The following is an 18,599-nucleotide window of genomic DNA, read 5'->3' as shown; positions in this document are numbered from 1 at the left end:
CGGTGACCTCCTTCCGGTTCGAGCCGGCCCGCGCGCAGAAGTACGTCCGCCACCCGGCGGTCGTGTTGTGTGCTGTCCTCCTGGCCACTGGCTGCGGCGGTGGTGGTGGCGGTGGCAGTGGCAGTGGCAGTGGCAGTGGCGAGACAAAAGCCGAGGATGCCGAACCGAACCCACGCGCATCCCGCCTCGACGAGCCGGCGCCGCGTGTCGACAAGGGCCCCTTGTGCGACGGCGACCAGGACGGCAGCCCGCGCATCGAAGGTATCCGCATCCTCAAGGGCGGCACCGCCGATCTGCCCGGCGGGGCGACGCTCGCGTACGCGGAGGCGCACGCGGACGGCAAGGCGCGCAAGGCGGTCCTGGCCGAAGGGCCACCCCGGCGGACCGCCGTGACGGGCAGCACTGGACGATCGCCCCGGGAGACGCCCTGACCGTCAGGGGCCAGGACTACACCGTCCGTCAGATATGCACCCACCGCGTCGTGCTCACCCCGCGGCATCCCGACGGTGACACCGCCACGCCGACGGGGAGCGACGTGACCACGTGACCGACGACGCTTGACGGTCGCTGGCGTCTGCGCCGGCACGTACCGGACACCCAGAACGGTGGTGACGGGTACAGCGCGGTGCTGACGGATGTCCACGGCGAGCCGGAGCGGGCCGACATCGCCATCGGCTCCCTCCGCGGACAAAAGGCGTCCTACGACGACGTCCGTGTCGGGGACACCCTCGAAATCGCCGGCCGTCTCTGGAAGGCCGAGGCCATCACCTCCGGCCATGTGGACCTCCGGCTCGCCCAGCGCTAGCCGTTGAGCCAGTCTCCCGGCATCAGGTCTCGGATGCGGTCCAGATCGTCCTCTGTCCGGCCACGGGCCAGGACGGCCATGCCGTCGTCATCGCGCAGAAGGACGTCCGGCCCCAGGAACCAGCGCGTCGCGTAGTCCTCCTCGCCGACGGGATAGGCCGGGAACGGCAGCTGGACGCACTTCTCCTGCAGCCATTCGATGCTGTCCTCGTCGGGGTCGAGGAAGTCGCAAGACGTCTCGTCGGCGCTCACCGACTCGGAAAGAGCGATCTCGACGAAGCAGAGGGACAGGCTCTCCAGCCAGCCCACCCACCGCTCGGCCGACTTGTCCGCCAGGTCCTGCCGGACGAGCACCGCGGGATCGTCGTCGTGGAGGCTGTCGAGGAGGATGCCCCAGGAGGCGGCTCCCTGGTTCTCGTGCCGGAAGACCAGTGCCTCCTGGGCGTCATCCACATACAGCTCTGCCGGGCCGAGCAGCACATCGTGGTTGCTGGTGAGGTCCTTGCGGCGTCCGAACAGCAGATACGCCTCGCGCAACGCCACCGGCAGCTGGAGGCCCAGTCGTTCCTCCGCCGCGGCCACCTCGGCCTCCGGCCACCCGTCTCCGTCCTGGAGCGGGCTCACCCAGTGGGCGGCGAAGCCACGGATGAAGTGCCACGCGCCACTGCGGCTCTCGACGCCCCTGGCGAGAGACTCGGCGAGATCGAACCCTTGTGTCATGCGAGGACGATACCGTCCCGCCGAGCAGCTCTCCGCGGGCTCCAACAGACCCGGCCAAGGCATGAATCAGAGGCAAGATCACGATTCAACCTTCGAAAACAAGACGCCAGGGCGCAGCACCGCCTTCACATCACCGCTTTCACATCACCGCTTTCACATCACAGCACTCAACGCGGGCAGGTCGTGTCCTTGGCCGGCAGCGTGCCGTCCAGCAAGTAGGCGTTGACCGCCTTCTTCACGCAGGGGCTGTGCGAGGACTCGTACACGACGTGGGTACGGACCGGGACGGTCACGAGGCGGGAGCCGCGCATCCGGCGGTGCATGGTCAGGCCCCCCTCGTAGGGGGTGCGGGTGTCGCCGGTGGCCTGGAGCTGGAGCGCGGGGACGGAATTGCTGATCTTCGTCATCTCCTCGCGGGGCTCCGCCTTCCAGAACGCGCAGGGCACCGGGCCGTTGAGCATCGGGCCGAACACCGGCTGAGTGGGCCGGGCCCGCTCGACGGCCTTGCGGTACCACTCGGGGTCGCGGGGTGCGCTGACGTCGCCGCAGATGATGGCCATCGTGGCCGCCAGGTCGACATTCGCGCCGGTGCCCTGCGGCCGGAGCATGACGGTCAGCCACTCACGAAGCGAATCCGTGATCTCGACCGGTTTGCCGTCGGCCGCATTGAGCAACTGCCGCAGCGCACCCGCGTACTCCTCGTTGTCGGCCTCGTCCATCCCGAGCGCGTAGAGCATGAGTGGCAGCATGTGGTCGTCCAGCGGGAAGCCGGCGAGCTCGATCGGCTTCGCTTCCGCCCGCCGGATCAGACCCTCTACGGTGGCGCGGACGGCAGCGGGGCTGGTGCCCAAGCCGTACTTCTGGTCGTGTCGAGCCGCCCAGGTGGCGAAGTCGTCGAGCGCCCGCTCATTGGCCGGGCCCATGGCCTGCAGCATCCCCACTCCGTACGTGGCGGGGTCGGGCGCGCTGTCCAGTACCAGGCGGTCGACCCGGCGCGGGAACATCTGCGCGTACGTGGCGCCCAGTACGGTGCCGTACGACTGCCCGACGAACGAGGTCTTCCGCTCCCCCAGCACACTGCGGACGAGGTCCACGTCACGGGCGATGTTGCGGGTGGAGATGTGCGGGAGGACGTCGGGGTACTTCTTCCAGCAGGCGTCGGCGTCGTTCTTCGCCAGTCGCCAGCTCTCGTCGAAGCCCGCACGGTCCCTGCCCACCGACCGCAACCACGTCGCCCGCGTCAGGCCGCAGTCCAGCGCACTGCTCTCGCCGAGTCCCCGGGTGTCCATGCCGATGATGTCGTACGCCGCCGCGACCTCGGGTGTCATCTGCGCCCGTACGGTGGCGGGCGTCCCGAGGCCGCGCCCGCCGGGGCCGCCGGGGTTGGTCTGGAGGATGCCGCGCCGCTTCGCCGGGTCGGCTGACCGGATCCGCGAGATCGCGACATCCAGGGTGCGGCCTTGGGGCGTGCCGTAGTCCAGCGGCACCTTGAGCGTGGCGCACTGGATGCCGGCATCGGCCGGTTTCGGGTCTTTGCAAGTGGTCCACGTGAGCGGCTGGTGGCGGAACCGGTCGAGGCCGTCGTCGGTGGCAGCGGACGCGGAGGCCTTCGTGGCTGTACCCGGCATTAAGCCGATCACGATGGTGGCCGTGGCCATGGACAGGGCGAGAGCGGCGCTTGCCGCGGTGTGTCTCATGTCGCTCACGCTAGGGAGGGAACAATCTCCGTTCCAGGGTGTGGACTCCCCGGTTGGACTACAGGTAGCCCCATGCCGAGCGATGGGGGGTAGCCCCCCCGTTGCACGAGAAGCGGCAGGTGCACAAGGAGTCCGGCGAGTGGCACCCGGAATGGTGATCCACGGGTTCCCCGGCGACCAAGGAGCGCGGCCCTCTCTTCAGGTTGCCGGATTCCGGGCAGGGCATTCCCAGTCGGCCGCGTCGATCCCGTTGCCTTCCATGTCCCTGAGGTGGAAGCAGCTGCCGTTCGCCCACACCGTGACCGAATCGGGCCGATGAGCGACCTGGAACGGCTCGTCCCCACGCGACGTTCCGGACCAGGAGCCGTCTCCTGCCGGCGAGTGGGTGACCACAACGCAGGTCTGCTTCGGCGGGATCCGGTGGACGTCCGCCCAAGGCTCCACGGACAACACCAGCGGCTCCTCGCCGTCATTGCTGACCAGCAGACGCGCTGTTCTCCCTGCAAACATTTTCCTCGCCGGCTCGCATGAACTCACGACTCGATCCTCACATACGCGATCGCCTGACCATACGCCCGTCGAACACCGAGTTAGGATTCGGCGCATGACACAAACGGGGGACAATCCACGACGGCTCGCAACACGTGGGCAACTGGCGGCATCGGCGTTGCTGCTCGCCGGCATTGCCGTTCTGGCGAGATGGCACGAAGGGCCCGTCTTCTGGGGCGGCGCCGTGCTGGGAATCGCGGGCGTCGGCGGGTATTTCGTGCAATTCGATACGCCTCGTGGCGTAACGCAGTGGCTCCTCGCCGCAGTCGGCCTGTGCATGATGTTCATGTTCGGCCTGCAACTCCTGATCGGCGTCTTCGCCTGACCGCAGGCGGAACGGTACACCGGCACCGTGCCCCCGACTCCGATGGAACGATCACCACGACTACGGCTTGACCACACTCTCGCCGCGATTTCCCCCATCCGCCCCACTCGCCTTCCGCAGCGTCTGCGCGGTGGCCAGCTCGCGATAGGCGGGGCTTTGCCGCAGCAGTTCGTCGTGGGTGCCGGAGGCGATCACGCGTCCGGCGTCCAGGACGTAGATCTGGTCGGCGTTCTGAACCGTCGAGAGCCGGTGGGCGATGACGAACAGCGCGCACTCCTGGGCTGTCTCGCGCATCACCTGGCTGAGCGCCGCCTCGTTGATCGCGTCCAGGTGGGAGGTCGGCTCGTCCAGCAGGAGCAGTGAGGGCCGGGTGAGCAGGGCGCGGGCCAGGGCGACGCGCTGGCGCTCGCCGCCGGAGAGGGTCGCGCCGCGTTCGCCCAGGACGCAGGACAGACCTCCGGGGAGGCGTTCGACGACGTCGGTGAGGTTGGCCAGCCGCACCACGCGGTCGACTTCGCGGGCCGGGGCATCGGGCATCGCGTAGGTGATGTTGTCCCGGAGGGTGCCGTGGACGACATGGGTGTTCTGGTCGACCAGGGCGATGCGCTCACGGCACTGGCGGCGCGTCAGCCCGTGCGCGGGTTGCCCGTCGAAGAGCAGCAGGCCCGCCTGGGGGTCGTAGAAGCGCGCGGCCAGGGAGAAGACCGTGGTCTTGCCGGCTCCCGAGCGGCCCACCAGCGCGACCTGGCCGCGGTGCGGCACGGACAGTGACACGCCGCGCAGTACGGGCCGGCCAGGGTGGTAGCCGAAATGGACGTCTTCGAGGGCCAGGGCGACGGGGACGCCCGCCGGCTCGGCCGTCGCGACGGATTGTTCCCGGCCCGCCCCGGCGCCGTTCGTCTCCCTGGGCAGTGCCAGTGCCTGGTCGACGCGCTCATAGGCGCCCATGCCGCGCTGGAGGAGGCCTACCGCGCGGAAGACCGACGAGAGGGGAACGACCAGGTAGGAGGCGTAGAGCAGGAAGGCCACCAGTTCGCCGAGCGAGTCGGTGCCGCCCACGCGCATGCCGCCGACGACCAGGACGACGAGGAACGACCCCTGGACGGCGAGCTCGACGGCGGAGCTCATGAAGGAGGCGAGCATGGCGGTGCGCACCCCGGCGTTGTACGCGCCCTCGACGCGGGTGCCGATCCTGGCGGCCTCCCGGTCCTCGGCGCAGTGGACACGCACCATGGGCAGGGCGCCGAGCGCGCGCTCGAGGTCGGCGGCGATGTCGCCGACGGCTCCCTGCGTACGTTCGGAAGCGGATCGGATGCCGGACAGCAGCGAGGTGACGACGACGGCCGCCGCGGCCACGGTGGCGGTGACCAGCAGGAGGAGGAAGGGGTCGAGCCAGGCCATCAGGGCCAGGGCCCCGGCGGAGACGATGAGCCCGGTGGCCAGGTCGACCAGAGCCTGGGCCGTGGCCTCGCGCAGAACGGTGGTGTCGGTCGTGACACGGGAGATCAGATCGCCGCTGCGGTGCCGGCCGTACTCGCGCATGTCCAGGCGCAGCAGATGGGAGATCAGGCCGTGCCGGAGGGTGCGGATGACGCCTTCGCCCATGCGTTCCAGCAGGAAGCGGCCGATGCCGCCGGTGACGGCCTCGGCTATGAACAACCCTGCCAGGAGCAGCAGTGGGGTGGCGACGCCGGCGTGGCCGGCGGTGTCCACGATGCGGCGGGCCAGCAGCGGCTGGGCCAGCCCCATGGCCGAGCCGAGCAGGGTGAGGACGGTGGCGGCGGCGATGGCGGGCCGGTGCCCGGCGGTCAGGCGCAGCATGGTGGACACCGCCCCCGGGGACCGACCCCGGCGGCGGGCGGCTGTGCCGTGCGCCGGAGCCTCCTCTGCGCCTTGGCCGGGTGCGGTGTCAGCGGTGAGCTGCCCGCTCATGGCGTGTTCCGGCCGACGGGGGCCACCACCAGCAGGCGGCTGAAGTACTCGTCGGGTACGCCTTCGTCCACGGGGTGGCCGTCGGCCTCGATCCAGGCGTGGGCGGCGAAGGGCGGCAGCATACGGACCCCGGTGCACCAGGTGGGCCACTGCCCCCACAGCCGGCACAGCAGCGTCGCGCCCAGCGAGCGGGGCAGACACCCCCGGGGGCCGGCGCAGGCGAGGCTGACCGCGCACACCGCGTCGCGGGCCGCCTTCGCCCGGGACGCGGAGGCCGGCGCGGCGCCTCGGCGCAGGAAGGTCAGCACGGCGTGGATGCGCTGCGGACCCAGCCGGGCCAGCAGGAAGGCGGGTGGCAGGACGGCCCAGGCGGCGAGGCGGTGCCCGAGAGGTACGCCGGCCGGGCGGGCCAGGGCGCTGGGGGTGCTCATGAGGCCAGCCCACTGGCACGCAGTTGCTCGGTCAGCGCGGCGACGTCCCGGGTCGCCTGGTCGCGGCCGATGTCGAACTCGGCGACGAGGGCGTCGACCGCGTCCTGCTCGTCGCCGCCCTCCAGCAGGGTGCGCACCACGAGGGTGCCGGTGGGGTTGAGCTCCCAGTAGTCCCCGCTGCGCCGGTCGAGCAGGACGGTGCCGTACTCGGTGGTGGCGGTGCAGACGTCGGCGCCGAGCCGCAGGCCCATGTGCCGTACCCCCTTTGTCTTCTGGCGTTTCAGGTGTCGGACGTTGTGAGCCCGGGATCCGAACCGGCGGACCCGGCCGGGTTGCCGGTGTTGGGGCCGGGCCTGCGGCTCGGCCCCCCGGTGGGTCAGCCGGCGCGGGCCAGGCTGCGCAGCCATACCTCGCAGGCGATGGTGGAGTAGAGGATCGCGTCCTTCAGGCCGGGGCTGTTGGGCCGGCAGGCCAGGGCGCGCAGGGTCTGGGCGTCGATCAGCCCCATCCGGGCCAGGTGGGAGTCCTCCCACAGGGCCAGCAGGTCGCCGCGGTGTTCGCGCAGTCCGTCGGCGGCGTCCATGGTCGCCTGGGCCTTGCTGGTGCGGCGGAGGCACTCGTCGGGGACGATGCCGCGCATCGCCGCCGTCAGCAGAGGTTTGTACGCCCAGGGGGTGACGCGGTCGGCGGGTCGTACGGCCAGGGACGCCTCGATCACCCGGTCGTCGAAGAACGGTGAGGCCATGGGCAGGCCCGCCCGGGCGGCCGTCGCGTCCCACTGGCGCACGATCCGGGTGCAGGTGCGAATGGCCTCCAGGTCGGTGTGCAGCCCTCGGTCGGGGTGCAGCGGTCGTGCGCGGGCGGCCGACTCGGTCAGCGCGTCGCGGACGAGCCCGGCCGCCTCGTCGGTGACCCAGTCGAACAGCCGGGGCGCGGCGGACCAGCCCAGGGTCCCCGCCACCGTGGTCGGCAGGGGATCGCGCAGCCCGTCGGGGGTGGCGGCGAGCCACCGGTCGTAGGGGCGGGAGTCCGCCAGGGCACGGGCCATGGCCGGCGCCCGCCAGTCGAACAGGACCTTGAAGCCGCGCAGCCGGCCCAGGGCGAACAACGGCCGGCGCCGCAGCAGCCTGTGGTAGTACGCCTCCGAGCACCAGGCGATGTGATCGCCACCGATGCCGGTCAGATGCAGCCGGCTGCCGCGTTCACGCAAACCGGGCAGGTGATGCAGGACCCGGGCCCGGTCCATCACACCGATGGTCGGCTCGTCCATGGAATCGTCGATGTCCAGCAGGTCGGTGTAGACCAGCGGGGAGGCGTGCGCGTCCCACACGACGTGCTCGGTCCGCGGCATATGGGCAGCGGCGCGCTTGGCCCAGAGGAGGTCGTCGTCGGCCGGGTCGCGGCCCGGCCAGGTGTTCGCCACCACGCGGGCGGGTGAGCGGTCGGCCAGGAAGCACACGGATGTGGAGTCCAGCCCGCCGGACAGGTCGCAGCTGACCACGCCACCTTGCCGGGTGCGGGCGTCGACCGCGTCGGACAGCGCCTGGCGCACCAGCGGCGCTCCGTCGGCGAGCGTGCGCACCGGCTCGGGCGGGTTCCACCACCGTGAGGTACGTGCGGTACGCCCGTCGGCCGACAGGTGCAGGGCTTCGCCCGGGGGCACGGCACTGACGCCCTGCCAGAGGGAGGTCTCGTAGAGGGGGTGGGGGACGGGCCACAGCAGGCGGACGGCCAGTTCGCGCCGGTCGACGCCGGCGCCAGTAGCCCGGGCGAGCACGCCGGCGTCCGAAGCGGCCACCTGTACGCCGTCCATGGCGGTGTGGAACACCAGGCGCAGGCCGGAGGCCGTACCCCACACCTTGGTGCGGCCGTCGAGGCACGCCACCAGGTGGAAGCTGCCGGGCAGGGTACGGGCGAGGGTGTCGAGGTGGGCGAGGTCGGTCAACCGGTCCGCGTGACGCCGCAAGTCGTCGGCGCGGACGGGGCAGCAACCCAGTACGGCCAAGGAGGCCCGGGCGGTGGTGACGGCGACGCATTCGTCGTCGGCCCAGTGACCGGTGATCCAGGGGCGGCCGGAGGGGTGAGGGAGGGTACGGGTTCCGGAGTGGCGGGGCAGACGACGGGCCGCGGCGAGCGCGCCCTCGCAGTCCGGAAGGACCACGAAGTACGCGCTGCCGAAGCCCGCCGCCGCGCGATCACGCGATGACGCCATGGCGTGCGATCAGCTGCCCTGCCTCAGTTCTTGCTGAGGACCAGACGGTCGTTGCCGTGGAACTGCAGCAGACCGGTCTGCGTCCGGAAGTCGCCGCGCCGGACCAGGGTGGGGGCCTCGTACGCCTTCTTCATGAGCTTCTCCTCATTCACTGGGAGGAAGAACCAGCCCTACAACAGACGTAACTCCCGCCTGATGCAGGGAGGTTCGTTGCTACGGAAAACGTAGCAGCGCACCGCGGTGGTCCGACAATACGTCTATCTGCGTATCCATCAAGCCAATCGCATACATATCCACAGTGACTACGTTCGACAGCGGGCCGGTCGGGCCTGCGGCAGCTTCCCTCACAGCCCTTCCTCAGCCCCCGACAAGCAGCGAGCCTGATCGCCAGGAGGGTGACCCCCTCCACGGCAACGTCGCCTGATTCGGGGGAGACCGAAGGATGGATGTTTTAGCCTCGACCAACACCGCTTTGCCGCAGGCCGGACGGCTCCCGGAGCTGCTCCGCCTGGCCCGCGTGGGGCCCGCCGGCCCCGAGACGGCCGCCCGGCGCATCGTCGCCTGGCTGACCCACGCCGTACAGGGAACCGTCGACGTCACGGACGCCGACGCCCACCAGGACGCGGCCGCGAGCGCCACCGGTCGGCTCACCGAGCAGGTCATGGCCGTGACCCTGGGCAGGATCGACTCGGCCGCGGTCGCCGAAGCGGACCGCCACACGCGGATGTACCGCTTGGGCGACCAGGCGCCGTACCGCGTCCTCGTCATCACCAGAGAGTTCCCCTTCGACCCGGAGTCGGCCCGTCTGTGCGAGCACGCAGCTGTCGTCCTCGAACTCCTGCTGCGAGTAGCGCGGGCGGATGCCGCCCGCTGAGAAGGGGAGGCGAGCAGCCGGCATCTGCGGCTCGCTGTGCTCCAGTTGCTGATGGGTGGTGACGTGGTTCTCGCCCAGCGCACGATGGCCGCGTCGAGCCCTGGGCTACTGGACGCGGAACGGGTCTGTGTCGCCATTCTGGAAGTCGCCGTGAGCGCGCGGGAGGAGGTGGCCCGGGAGTGCGGGGAACGCGTCGCCGGTCGCGCCCTCGTCGTGCCCTGCCCCGCGTACGACAACCACGTGATCGTGATCGTTCCGGTCACCGACGGGTGGACGGCGGACGGCGTGATCTCGGGGTTGTCCGACTGCGTCGCCGCCCGCACCGACGTGTTCATGGGGCTGAGCCGGCGCCATGCGCTGGCGTCCGTCGCGATGGCCTACGAGGACGCGGCCCGGAATCTGACCGCGGCCCGGTACATGCCCACCCGGCTCGCCGGGAACACCGCGCACACGAGCCTGACGGACATCCTTCCCCCCGCCGAGGCCGCGCTGTGGGCCTCCCGCACACTGCGACCGCTCGACGCGATACCCCCGAACCGCCCGGGGGCCGACGGCCCCCGGGCGGGGCCACTCTCCCAGCCCCGGTCCGCGACCAAAGAGATCGCTACCGTCAGCCGCGCCCCAGGAAGTCCGCCCATGCTCGTGCCGCGCTCGTCATGGCCTCGATGTGTGGCACCCCATGCGCCAAGTGATGCTCCCAGCTGCGCGCTTCCGCCTCCGCGAGCACGCGCAGTGCCTGGCGCGGTGCCTGGTGGAAGGCGGGAACGCGAGAAGCCCATGCGTACGCCTCGTCCGGCTTCTGCTCGCCGTCGGCGATGAGCCGCATGCCCCACAGCACGGTATCGGCCCAGGCCGGGCCCTCCGCGGTCCAGGCCCAGTCGATCAGGCGGGCGCGACCGTCATCCACGAGGAAGTTCACCGCGGCGGGGTCGGTGTGCAGGATCTGCCTCCCGACCAGATGAACCGCGTCGTCAGGGGAGCAGTAGTAGCCCCAGCGGTCCCAGGCAGTCGGCACGCGGTCCGGAGCCGCGCAGCCGCTCAGAGCCGTCAGCACACCGACGACCAGCTCCAGGTCCGCCGAGCCGGTCGCGTAGTCCGCCCACGTCCCTGTCACCCCCTCGAACCCGAGCAAGGACCACCCACCGGCCTCTACATGCCACAGCAGCCGCGGCGCACACGCGGGCAGATGCGCGTTGACGCGCCGCTCCAGCTCCAACTCGCCGATCTGGCCATGGTCGCTGGGCATGCCCTTGACGAAGACCCTGCGGCCGTCGGCGAGAAGGAACAGCACCGCGACGGCGCTGTTCCCCCCGCTCGCCATGTCCTCGACGGAAAACGCTCCAGGGAGTCTGTCGATCACACAGGAGCGGACCCCGGCCGGCAGCTGCTCCCAGGGGAGGCGCTCCATCGGCATGTCAGTCTCCTGGGTGCACGTCCCCGGGGGATTTCGGTCCGCTCGGGGGCCGCGGTGAGATCGGACGCGAAGGCGGCGTCGACGCTGTACGTGTCGGCATCATGCCGCGAACCGTAGAGGAGATCCAGCCGCTGCCACCAGGGGTCGCCGTCTCCCAACGCTGAGAAGAACAAGCGTTGTTGGAAACGGACACAGCGGCCCGGACCGGCAGGGTCCGGGCATCGAGAAGAGCCACTTCTGGTCGGTCGGGTTGCCAGCGCCTACGCTGGCAACCCACCTTCTCCGCTAGGGGCGACATGAGCACCACTCCTCATATCGGCAAGCGCATCCGTGAGCACCGCAAGGTCCGGCAGATGACCGTGCAGCGCCTCGCGAGCAAGGTCAACGTTTCACCCAGCCTCATCCAGAAGATCGAATCCGGGGGCCGCAACCCAGCCCCTGGTCTCATCGCTCAGCTCGCCCGCGCACTCGGGGTCGGCCCCGACCGGCTGACCGGCCAGCCTTACATCAACGGGGTCGAGAGCGAGGAACAGGTCCAAGCGGTCATCCCTGAACTGCGCCGCATCCTCCTGACCTACGACAACCCGGACGATCTCCTGGTCGGACCGCGGCCGCTGCCGGTGCTCGCGGCAGAGATGGACCACGTCGCCCGAATGCGGCAGGACGGCAAGTACGTACCCATGGGCCCCCTGCTTCCGGGACTCCTGTCCGAACTGACCCACGTGGCGTTGAACAGCAGCGGGCGCGAGCAGCAAGAAGCCTTCGGGTGGCTCGCGCGGGGGTACCGGGCGACCAACTCGCTGGCGCACAAGCTCGGGTATCACGACCTCTCGCTCACCGCCATCGAGCGGGTCCGCTGGGCCGCGCGCCAGTCCGCCGATCCGCTCATGCAGGTCACCGCCAGCTACCTAAAAGCCGGCGCCATGGTGCGCATGGGTACGTACTCCTCGGCGCGCCGCGTCCTGGAAGGGCTCCTCGCAGAGATCGAACACCTCGCGCCGGAGTCCTCGCTGACTGAGGGACACATCGCGCTTCAAGGCGCCGTCCTGCTGAAGCTCGCCATCCTGGAAGCTCGTGACGGCAGCCCCGAGCGTGCCCAGGGACGCCTGGCGGAGGCCCGGTGGCACGCCCAGGCTCTTGGCCGTGACACCTCCCACTACGAGATGAGCTTCGGGCCGACCAACGTGCGGATTCACGAAGTGGCCACCTTGATCGACTCGGGTGATACGGGCAGGGCGCTGGCGAAGCTGCGGGAGTGGGGCGCCGAAGAGGACCGGGAGGAATGGACGGTCCCCGACGCTCTTCCCGGAGAGCGGGCCAGCCATCACTACATCGACGTGGCGGCAGCACGTCTGGCAGAAGGAGACCGGACCGGAGCGCACCGAGATCTCCTGCTCGCGCGTCAGGCCTCACCGAACCACGCACGCTTCCACCCGACGCTCCGCACCACGGCGGCCACGCTGGTGCGCCTGGACCGGAACCAGGATGATTCGATCGCAGGTCTGGCCCGGTGGGCCGGGATGTGACAGCTGGTCAAGCGATTCTCTGAAAATCATCCCCACACTTTGTGCGTAAGGACATCCCTTGCGCGCGGCACGATCCCCTCAACCAACCCCGAGGGGATCGTGCCATGTCCACCACTCTCCACGCGGCCCGAGCCTGGCTGGCCCAGGCCGATCCAGACCCCGACCACGCCGACCGCTGGCTGTCGCGGGCCGGCATCGTCGTACTCCCGCTCGGCCGGAGATGGGCAGCGGTACGGACTCCTGAGGCTCGAGGTCTCGCGGCTGTCGACCGCGGAATCGCCGGACCCGTGATCCACGACCCGGACGCCTTCCTGTATTTTCTGGTACCCATTGAGACCGCCGCGATGTGGCACGTTCCTGGGACTGTATGCCTCAGCAGCGGCTGGCTGACGATGCCAGTCCCGTCGGCGGAGGAACCCGACGGGATTCGTTGGCTCCACTTGCCTGACGGCACACTCGTCGATGCAATCCGGCTGCGTGCTGCCCTCGAAGAGGAAGCGGCATGAACCACCTCTCCTCGGACCTTCCCGATCACGCAGAAGTCCAGCGCTGTATCGACCGCGCCAGGCTCCTGCGGTCCAGCAGACCGGACCCTGACGAGCTGACCGATCTGGAGACAGAGCTCCGGCAGCACATGCAGGCGCTGTTGCCCATCGCCTGCGAGGCGCTGGGGCACTTCCGCAAGCAGAGCATCGAGTGGTACCACGCGCGAACAGCACTCGAATCCCTCGAAAACGATCTCCACCATCCATGCCCAGAGCAGACACTGGCCCGGATCACGCACATCCGCCGGCTCGCCGCGGGCTGCAGCTGGCTCCTCGCCTGCCGCGAGCTCGCCGACTCCGCTGGGCGCGCCGACCATTCCGTGAGACACGCGAGGCCTGCCAGTGACTGACCACCACCGTGAGGTGCAGTGGCTGCTGTGCCGGGAAGCGAGTCCGTGGCGGGCTCGGGAGATGTGGGAGTGGGGACGGCCGGCGGGGATCCGGGTCGGCAGGCACTTTGACGTCGTCCACGTTCCGGCGGCCCTCATCGGCGGCGGCCCGATGCCGGATCTGCAGGTGGCGCGGGAGCGCTTCCGCTCGTCCGGGATCGGCAGCTCGGTGATCTTCTCGCCGCAACCAGGCCGGTACAGCGTGCTGGTGCCACCCGGCACCTACCGGCAGTGGACCCACGCCGGGACCGAATGCCTCGGCGCTGACCCGTACCCCAGCTACCTTTCCGTCCCCCACCCAGCGAGGCAGACAGCAGGCATCCTCTGGCTCCTCCCGACCCCTCGCGCATCGGACATGCTCTGCGACCCCACCGCACTCCGATACCTCCTTGAGAAGGAAGCACTCAGTGGCCTTCACCCCCAATGAACCGGCTGTCACCCGGCACCGGCCCGTCCGCCCGCGAGCCACGGACCGTCGTGTTCCTCCCCGAGCGGCAGGGAAACCTTCGCTGAGACGGTGAGACGGTGAAACGGTGCGTCGGCCGGGAGGCATGCATGCGGCGGCGGAGCGGTCTGAGAGTCCTCATCATCGTGGTGGCACTGCTCGCCACGGCGTCGACGCCCTTGTTCTGGCTGCTCGACGGCCCCGACGCGGGTCAGTTCGTGGGAGCGTCCATCCAGGCGGGCGCGGGCATCGCCGCGTTGGTCTGGGCTCTGCTTCAGCCGCCGGCCGCTCCCCCGGCGGGGCCGGACGACACGGTCGTCGCCACCGGGCGGGCCGAGGGCACGGACGGTGGCGCGGCCCGTACGGGGATACGGCGCTGCGGAGCCGCCCGCAGAGTCGGTACCGCGCGGGCCGAGCGAACCGGTGACGCCACCGCGCACGGGCCGGGCAGTTCCGCCTCCACCGGCATCGAATACGACTGAGGGCCGGTGCCGCGATGGGGGCCCACGAACAGCATGATGCCGACGTGTCCATCGAGGTGGCGGACACCGGTGACGCCCATGCCTCCGGCGGCGGGGAGGCGACCACCGGCTACCGGGGGCCGGAACCGTCCGGCGTCGTACGTGTCTCGGCGACCGGGAACGCCACGGCTTCCGCCCGCGGAGCCGTCGCCAACAGCGGCTACATCCACTCGCTGACCGTCGTGCGCCAGGAGGCGCCGCCGGCGGCGAAACCACTCCCCCACCAGGTCGGCGTCATTCCTCCTCGGGCCCTGGCCTTCCAGCCGCGCGCCGTGTCCGAGCGGCTGCGCGCGGCCATGACGGAGGGCCGGACCGCGGTGCTCAACCAGGTCCTCACCGGGCTGGGCGGTGTCGGTAAGACGCAGCTCGCCGCCGACTTCGCCCGGCAGGCCTGGCGGGAGCGTGCGGTGGATCTGCTGTTGTGGGTGACGGCGAGCAGCCGCGCGGAGGTCCTGTCGGGTTACGCGCAGGCCGCCGTCGATCTTCTGTGTGCCGACCCCGGCCGGCCGGAGCAGGCCGCGCGGGGGTTCCTCGCCTGGCTGGAACCCAAGCCGCACGCCTCGCCCTGCCGGTGGCTGATCGTCCTGGACGACCTGTCCGACCTCACGGACCTGCGCGGACTGTGGCCCCCCGACAACCCCTCGGGCCGTACGCTGGTCACGACCCGCCGTCGGGACGCCGCCCTCAGCGGCTACGGGAGACGGATGGTGACCGTGGGCCTGTTCACCCCGCAGGAAGCCGTGTCGTACCTCACGGAGGTACTGGCCGCCCGCGACCGGCGGGAACCTCCCGGCGAGCTGACCGCCCTGGCCGAGGACCTGGGGTTTCTGCCCCTGGCGCTGTCGCAGGCCGCCGCCTACCTCGTCGACGAGGGCCTCGACTGCGCCGCGTACCGCGAGCTGCTGGCCGCGCGCACGACGAAATTGCGCGACACCATGCCCGAGGAAGGCGGCTCCCTCCCCGACGACCAGGCGACGACCGTCGCCGCCACCTGGTCCCTCTCCATCGAGCGCGCGGACACGATGCGGCCCAAGGGGCTGGCACGCCGTGTCCTGCACCTCGCCGCGATGCTCGACTCCAACGGCATCCCCGGCTCCGTCCTGAGCGCGCCACCGGTGCTGGCCCATCTCGGCACCGTCGCCGAGCCGCTGCCCGCCCACCATGTCACCGGCGCGCTGAACGTCCTGAACCGGCTCAGCCTCCTCGACCACACACCCGACACGCCCCACCACGCGGTGCGCGTCCATCAGCTCGTGCAACGCGCCGTCCGTGACACGTTGCCGGACGAGCGCCGCGACCAGGTGGCCCGTACGGCCGCCGACGCGCTCGCCGCGACCTGGCCGGAGATCCAGCGGGACACCGTTCTCGCGAGCACATTGCGCACGAACGCGGACGCGCTCCTGAGACACACATCCGACGCGCTGTGGCGCCCCGGAGTCCATCCCGTGCTGTTCCGACTGGGCACGAGCCTCGGGGAGAGCGGCCATGTCTCCGCCGCCGCTCGATACTTTCACCAGCTGGCCCGGGCCGCCGCCGAACGCCTCGGATCCGACGACAGGTCGACGTACACGGCGCGCTTCGAGTACGCCTCGTGGCGGGGGCAGGCGGGCGACGCCGCGGGGGCCGCGGCCGCGCTCGCCGGCCTCCTGCCCGACTGCGAACGCGGCCTGGGGCCGGAGAGCCCGCGGACGCTCGCCGTCCGCAGTCACCTGGCCCGTTGGCGCGGCGAGGCGGGCGACATGGCCGGCGCGGCGACGATGACGGCCGAGCTCGTGCGTACGATGAGCCGGGTCCTGGGCCCCGACGCCGCGGACACCCTCGCCGCCCGCGGGAACCTCGCGCGATGGCAGGGCCGCTCGGGTGATCCGTCGGGCGCCGCCGACGCGTTCACGGTACTGGTCGCCGACCGCGCACGCGTCCTGGGTCCGGATCACCCGCTGACTTTGGCCGCTCGCCACGGTGTGGCGTTCTGGCGCGGGGAGGCGGGCGACGCCGCGGGGGCCGCCGCGGCCTTCACCGACATCCTCGAACACCGCCGGCGCGTGCTCGGGCCGGACCACCCGCATGTCCTCGCCACCCGCCACGACCTGGCGCGCTGGCAGGGCAGAGCGGGAAACGCGGCAGGCGCCGTCGCCGCGCTCACGCGGCTCCTGGCCGACCGCGAACGCGTCCTGGGCACCGACCATCCGGCCACCGCGCTGACCCGCGCCGAACTCGTCATGTGGCGTGATCGGCTGGAGGGTCAGGAGGGCACCTGAGGCCCGCTATCCCGCAGGCGTTCGAGACCTTCCGGGGTGCTGACGAGAGGGGTGTATCCGAGGAGGGTGCGGGCAGCGGTGATGTCGAACCAGTTCGCGTAGGCCGCTCCCGCCACCAGGCAGCGGTCGAGAGGGGGTCCTCCGGGCAGGTGGAGGAGGCGCCAGCCGCCCTCGCAGAGGCGGCCCGCCGCGCGGGCGGCCGGTACGGGGACGGGTTGCAGGCGCGGGCTCCGGCCCAGGGCGCGGAGGAAGACGGTCAAGGTTCGGGCCACGGTGCACGGCCTGCCCTGGGTGATGAAGTACGGTCGGCCCGCCGCCGGGGAGCCGGGCCGTACTCGGTCGAGGGCCAGCAGGTGGGCGTGGGCGGCATTGTCCACGTAGACGGTGTCGACGCGTTTGTGCCCGCTGCCCGCCAGGGGGAGGACGCCGAGGCGGGCGGCGCGCAGGAGGCGGGGGGCGAAGTGCGGGTCACCGGGGCCCCAGACGCAGTGCGGGCGCAGGGCGACGGTGGCGAGGTCCGGCCCGTCGGCGGCCAGGACCAGGCGTTCGGCGGCGCCCTTGGTGGCGGCGTAGGGGCCGAGGGGCCGGCGTGGGTAGGGCAGGGATTCGTCGCCTCCGTCGATGTCGGTGTTGTCGAAGACGACACTGGGGCTGGACGTGTGCACGAGGGTGCCGATGCCGTGGCGTCTGCAGGCGTCCAGGACGTGACGCGTACCGGTGACGTTGACGTCGTGGAACAGCACGGGATGCCCGGACGTACCGACGTGGGCGGCGGTGTGGACGACGGCGTCGCGGCCGGCGGTGGCGCGGTGGACGGCGTCCGGGTCGCGGACATCGCCCAGGTGCTGATCGACGCCGAGTGCGGCGAGGGTCCGGCTGTGGCGGCGGTGCAGTGATCCGACCTCGTGCCCGGCCTCGGTCAGCTGTCGGCACACGGCGCTGCCGAGGAAGCCGCTGCCTCCGGTGACCAGGACGTTCATGGCCGCCCTCCCGTCGTGTCGAGGAAGTGCCGGATGGCCGGGACGAGTTCGGCGCGGGCGTCCTCCAGGACGTAGTGGCCGGCCTCGGGGAACCGCAGCACGCGCGCGTGGGGGAAGCGCTGTTGCCACGCGTCGGCCAGCGCCGGTCGCAGGACCGGGTCGCGCATGCCCCAGCCGACGAGCATCGGTACGTGCTCCAGGGCGGGCAGCATCCGTTCGACGACGGCCAGCAGCGCCCAGCCGGGGTCGCCGCGGGTGAGCGGGACGTCGCGGATGAAGCGGGCCAGGGCGGCGCGGTGACGCGGGCGGCGGTAGGGGGCGCTGTAGGCGCGGCGGACCGGCGGGGGCAGCGGTGTGGTCACGCCCAGCCGGGGCGCTCCGCGGGCCCAGCCGGGTGTGCGGTGGGCGGCCAGGGCACTGACGGCGGGCAGCCGCAGCAGGCGAAACCACCAGGGAGGGAGGCCGTTCTCGGGGAAGCGGAAGACCGCGGTGTTCAGCACGACGACGCGGTCCACCTGCTGCGCGTTCAGGCAGGCCCAGGCCAGTGCGATGGGCCCGCCCCAGTCGTGGGCCACCACCGTCCATCCGCGACGCGGGGCTCGGTGTTCGTCGGTCAGGTGGTGGACCAGGTCGTCGAGCGCGGCGATCTGGTATCCGGCCAGGAGGGCGGGCAGCGGCGGGGCGAGGCGGTCGGAGAGGCCCATGCCGAGCAGGTCCGGGGCGATGCACCGGTAGCTGTCGCGCAGTTCCGCTATCAGGTGGCGCCAGACGTAGCTCCAGGACGGGTTGCCGTGCACCATGAGGACCGGGGGGCCGGTGCCCTCGTCCACGTAGTGCTGACGGCCGTCGGCATGCGCGAACCACCGTGAGGTGAAGGGGTAGTCGGGCCAGCGGGGGGAGTCGGCTGCGCGCACGGGACGGCCTTTCGGGGCAGTGGTCGCGTGGATGCCGCGTATCCGGCTGTGGGGTTCATGCCC

The 18,599-nt window shown here is 71.2% G+C and carries 20 protein-coding genes and 1 pseudogene; 10 read left to right on the top strand and 11 right to left on the bottom strand.

All coding sequences use genetic code 11. From position 1 onward, the window contains the following. Nucleotides 1-2: 2 nt before the first annotated feature. Both AC07BS_RS01690 and AC07BS_RS01685 read left to right on the top strand, forming a co-directional pair. Complete coding sequence (locus tag AC07BS_RS01690) at nt 3-431, top strand: hypothetical protein (protein WP_478929370.1); 429 nt, start codon at nt 3-5, stop codon at nt 429-431. Between the two features lie 194 nt (nt 432-625). Then, nucleotides 626-805: a hypothetical protein gene (locus AC07BS_RS01685; RefSeq protein WP_478929368.1), complete on the top strand. Its 180-nt coding sequence runs from the start codon at nt 626-628 to the stop codon at nt 803-805. Here AC07BS_RS01685 and AC07BS_RS01680 read toward each other — a convergent pair. The 3 genes from AC07BS_RS01680 to AC07BS_RS01670 form a co-directional block, all read right to left on the bottom strand. Then, entirely contained in the window at nt 802-1,524 is a 723-nt protein-coding gene (locus AC07BS_RS01680) for an SMI1/KNR4 family protein (protein ID WP_478929366.1), read from the bottom strand. The two genes, AC07BS_RS01685 and AC07BS_RS01680, sit on opposite strands and share 4 nt — an antisense overlap. A 167-nt stretch (nt 1,525-1,691) precedes the next feature. After that, nucleotides 1,692-3,221: an alpha/beta hydrolase gene (locus AC07BS_RS01675; protein WP_478929365.1), complete on the bottom strand. Its 1,530-nt coding sequence runs from the start codon at nt 3,219-3,221 to the stop codon at nt 1,692-1,694. A 198-nt stretch (nt 3,222-3,419) separates the two neighbouring features. Next, a complete protein-coding gene (locus AC07BS_RS01670) occupies nt 3,420-3,758 on the bottom strand; it encodes a hypothetical protein (RefSeq protein ID WP_478929363.1) in 339 nt (112 codons plus the stop codon). Nucleotides 3,759-3,825: 67 nt separating this feature from the next. Between AC07BS_RS01670 and AC07BS_RS01665 the strand changes: the two genes are divergently transcribed. Further along, on the top strand, nt 3,826-4,095 hold the full coding sequence (locus AC07BS_RS01665; protein ID WP_478929361.1) for a hypothetical protein: 270 nt from the start codon (nt 3,826-3,828) through the stop codon (nt 4,093-4,095). A 60-nt stretch (nt 4,096-4,155) separates the two neighbouring features. Here the strand turns inward: AC07BS_RS01665 and AC07BS_RS01660 are convergent, their stop codons facing one another. From AC07BS_RS01660 to AC07BS_RS01640, 5 genes are all read right to left on the bottom strand, one after another. Then, nucleotides 4,156-5,916 (bottom strand): ABC transporter ATP-binding protein, encoded by a 1,761-nt coding sequence (locus AC07BS_RS01660; RefSeq protein ID WP_478638653.1) that lies wholly within the window; start codon nt 5,914-5,916, stop codon nt 4,156-4,158. Between the two features lie 107 nt (nt 5,917-6,023). Further along, nucleotides 6,024-6,458, bottom strand: coding sequence for a lasso peptide biosynthesis B2 protein (locus tag AC07BS_RS01655; protein WP_478638655.1), 435 nt, complete (start codon nt 6,456-6,458; stop codon nt 6,024-6,026). After that, on the bottom strand, nt 6,455-6,709 hold the full coding sequence (locus AC07BS_RS01650; protein WP_478929359.1) for a lasso peptide biosynthesis PqqD family chaperone: 255 nt from the start codon (nt 6,707-6,709) through the stop codon (nt 6,455-6,457). The genes AC07BS_RS01655 and AC07BS_RS01650 overlap by 4 nt, the downstream gene beginning before the upstream one ends. Before the next feature lie 125 nt (nt 6,710-6,834). Further along, nucleotides 6,835-8,670 (bottom strand): lasso peptide isopeptide bond-forming cyclase, encoded by a 1,836-nt coding sequence (locus tag AC07BS_RS01645; RefSeq protein WP_478638659.1) that lies wholly within the window; start codon nt 8,668-8,670, stop codon nt 6,835-6,837. Between the two features lie 23 nt (nt 8,671-8,693). Continuing rightward, nucleotides 8,694-8,804: a keywimysin-related RiPP gene (locus AC07BS_RS01640; protein WP_478929357.1), complete on the bottom strand. Its 111-nt coding sequence runs from the start codon at nt 8,802-8,804 to the stop codon at nt 8,694-8,696. A 308-nt stretch (nt 8,805-9,112) separates the two neighbouring features. Here AC07BS_RS01640 and AC07BS_RS01635 point away from each other — a divergent pair, with 308 nt between their 5' ends. Together AC07BS_RS01635 and AC07BS_RS01630 are read left to right on the top strand one after the other, a co-directional pair. Continuing rightward, nucleotides 9,113-9,544, top strand: a complete 432-nt coding sequence (locus AC07BS_RS01635) for a hypothetical protein (protein WP_478929355.1) — start codon at nt 9,113-9,115, stop codon at nt 9,542-9,544. 51 nt (nt 9,545-9,595) lie between these two features. Further along, nucleotides 9,596-9,928: pseudogene (locus AC07BS_RS01630) on the top strand (PucR family transcriptional regulator); the annotation flags it as partial. Between the two features lie 226 nt (nt 9,929-10,154). On the opposite strand, the gene AC07BS_RS01625 reads toward AC07BS_RS01630, so the two are convergent. Beyond that, nucleotides 10,155-10,958, bottom strand: coding sequence for a protein kinase family protein (locus tag AC07BS_RS01625; RefSeq protein ID WP_478930073.1), 804 nt, complete (start codon nt 10,956-10,958; stop codon nt 10,155-10,157). Nucleotides 10,959-11,254: 296 nt separating this feature from the next. Between AC07BS_RS01625 and AC07BS_RS01620 the strand changes: the two genes are divergently transcribed. From AC07BS_RS01620 to AC07BS_RS01600, 5 genes are all read left to right on the top strand, one after another. Next, nucleotides 11,255-12,484: a helix-turn-helix domain-containing protein gene (locus tag AC07BS_RS01620; RefSeq protein WP_478929353.1), complete on the top strand. Its 1,230-nt coding sequence runs from the start codon at nt 11,255-11,257 to the stop codon at nt 12,482-12,484. Between the two features lie 104 nt (nt 12,485-12,588). Then, nucleotides 12,589-12,990, top strand: a complete 402-nt coding sequence (locus tag AC07BS_RS01615; RefSeq protein ID WP_478638670.1) for a hypothetical protein — start codon at nt 12,589-12,591, stop codon at nt 12,988-12,990. Then, on the top strand, nt 12,987-13,379 hold the full coding sequence (locus AC07BS_RS01610) for a DUF6415 family natural product biosynthesis protein (RefSeq protein ID WP_478638672.1): 393 nt from the start codon (nt 12,987-12,989) through the stop codon (nt 13,377-13,379). The genes AC07BS_RS01615 and AC07BS_RS01610 overlap by 4 nt, the downstream gene beginning before the upstream one ends. Before the next feature lie 594 nt (nt 13,380-13,973). Next, nucleotides 13,974-14,345, top strand: a complete 372-nt coding sequence (locus AC07BS_RS01605) for a hypothetical protein (protein WP_478638673.1) — start codon at nt 13,974-13,976, stop codon at nt 14,343-14,345. A 44-nt stretch (nt 14,346-14,389) separates the two neighbouring features. Continuing rightward, complete coding sequence (locus tag AC07BS_RS01600) at nt 14,390-16,642, top strand: tetratricopeptide repeat protein (protein WP_478929350.1); 2,253 nt, start codon at nt 14,390-14,392, stop codon at nt 16,640-16,642. On the opposite strand, the gene AC07BS_RS01595 is transcribed toward AC07BS_RS01600, so the two are convergent. Both AC07BS_RS01595 and AC07BS_RS01590 read right to left on the bottom strand, forming a co-directional pair. After that, nucleotides 16,627-17,622 (bottom strand): NAD-dependent epimerase/dehydratase family protein, encoded by a 996-nt coding sequence (locus AC07BS_RS01595; protein WP_478929348.1) that lies wholly within the window; start codon nt 17,620-17,622, stop codon nt 16,627-16,629. The two genes, AC07BS_RS01600 and AC07BS_RS01595, sit on opposite strands and share 16 nt — an antisense overlap. Then, nucleotides 17,619-18,536 (bottom strand): alpha/beta fold hydrolase, encoded by a 918-nt coding sequence (locus tag AC07BS_RS01590; protein ID WP_478929346.1) that lies wholly within the window; start codon nt 18,534-18,536, stop codon nt 17,619-17,621. Before AC07BS_RS01590 ends, AC07BS_RS01595 begins: the two co-directional genes overlap by 4 nt. Nucleotides 18,537-18,599 lie beyond the last annotated feature (63 nt).

The sequence above is a fragment of the Streptomyces sp. NPDC044063 genome (genome assembly GCF_056434285.1).
Note: the sequence above shows the minus strand (reverse complement) of the source record. Positions and strands in the feature narration are given on the sequence as shown.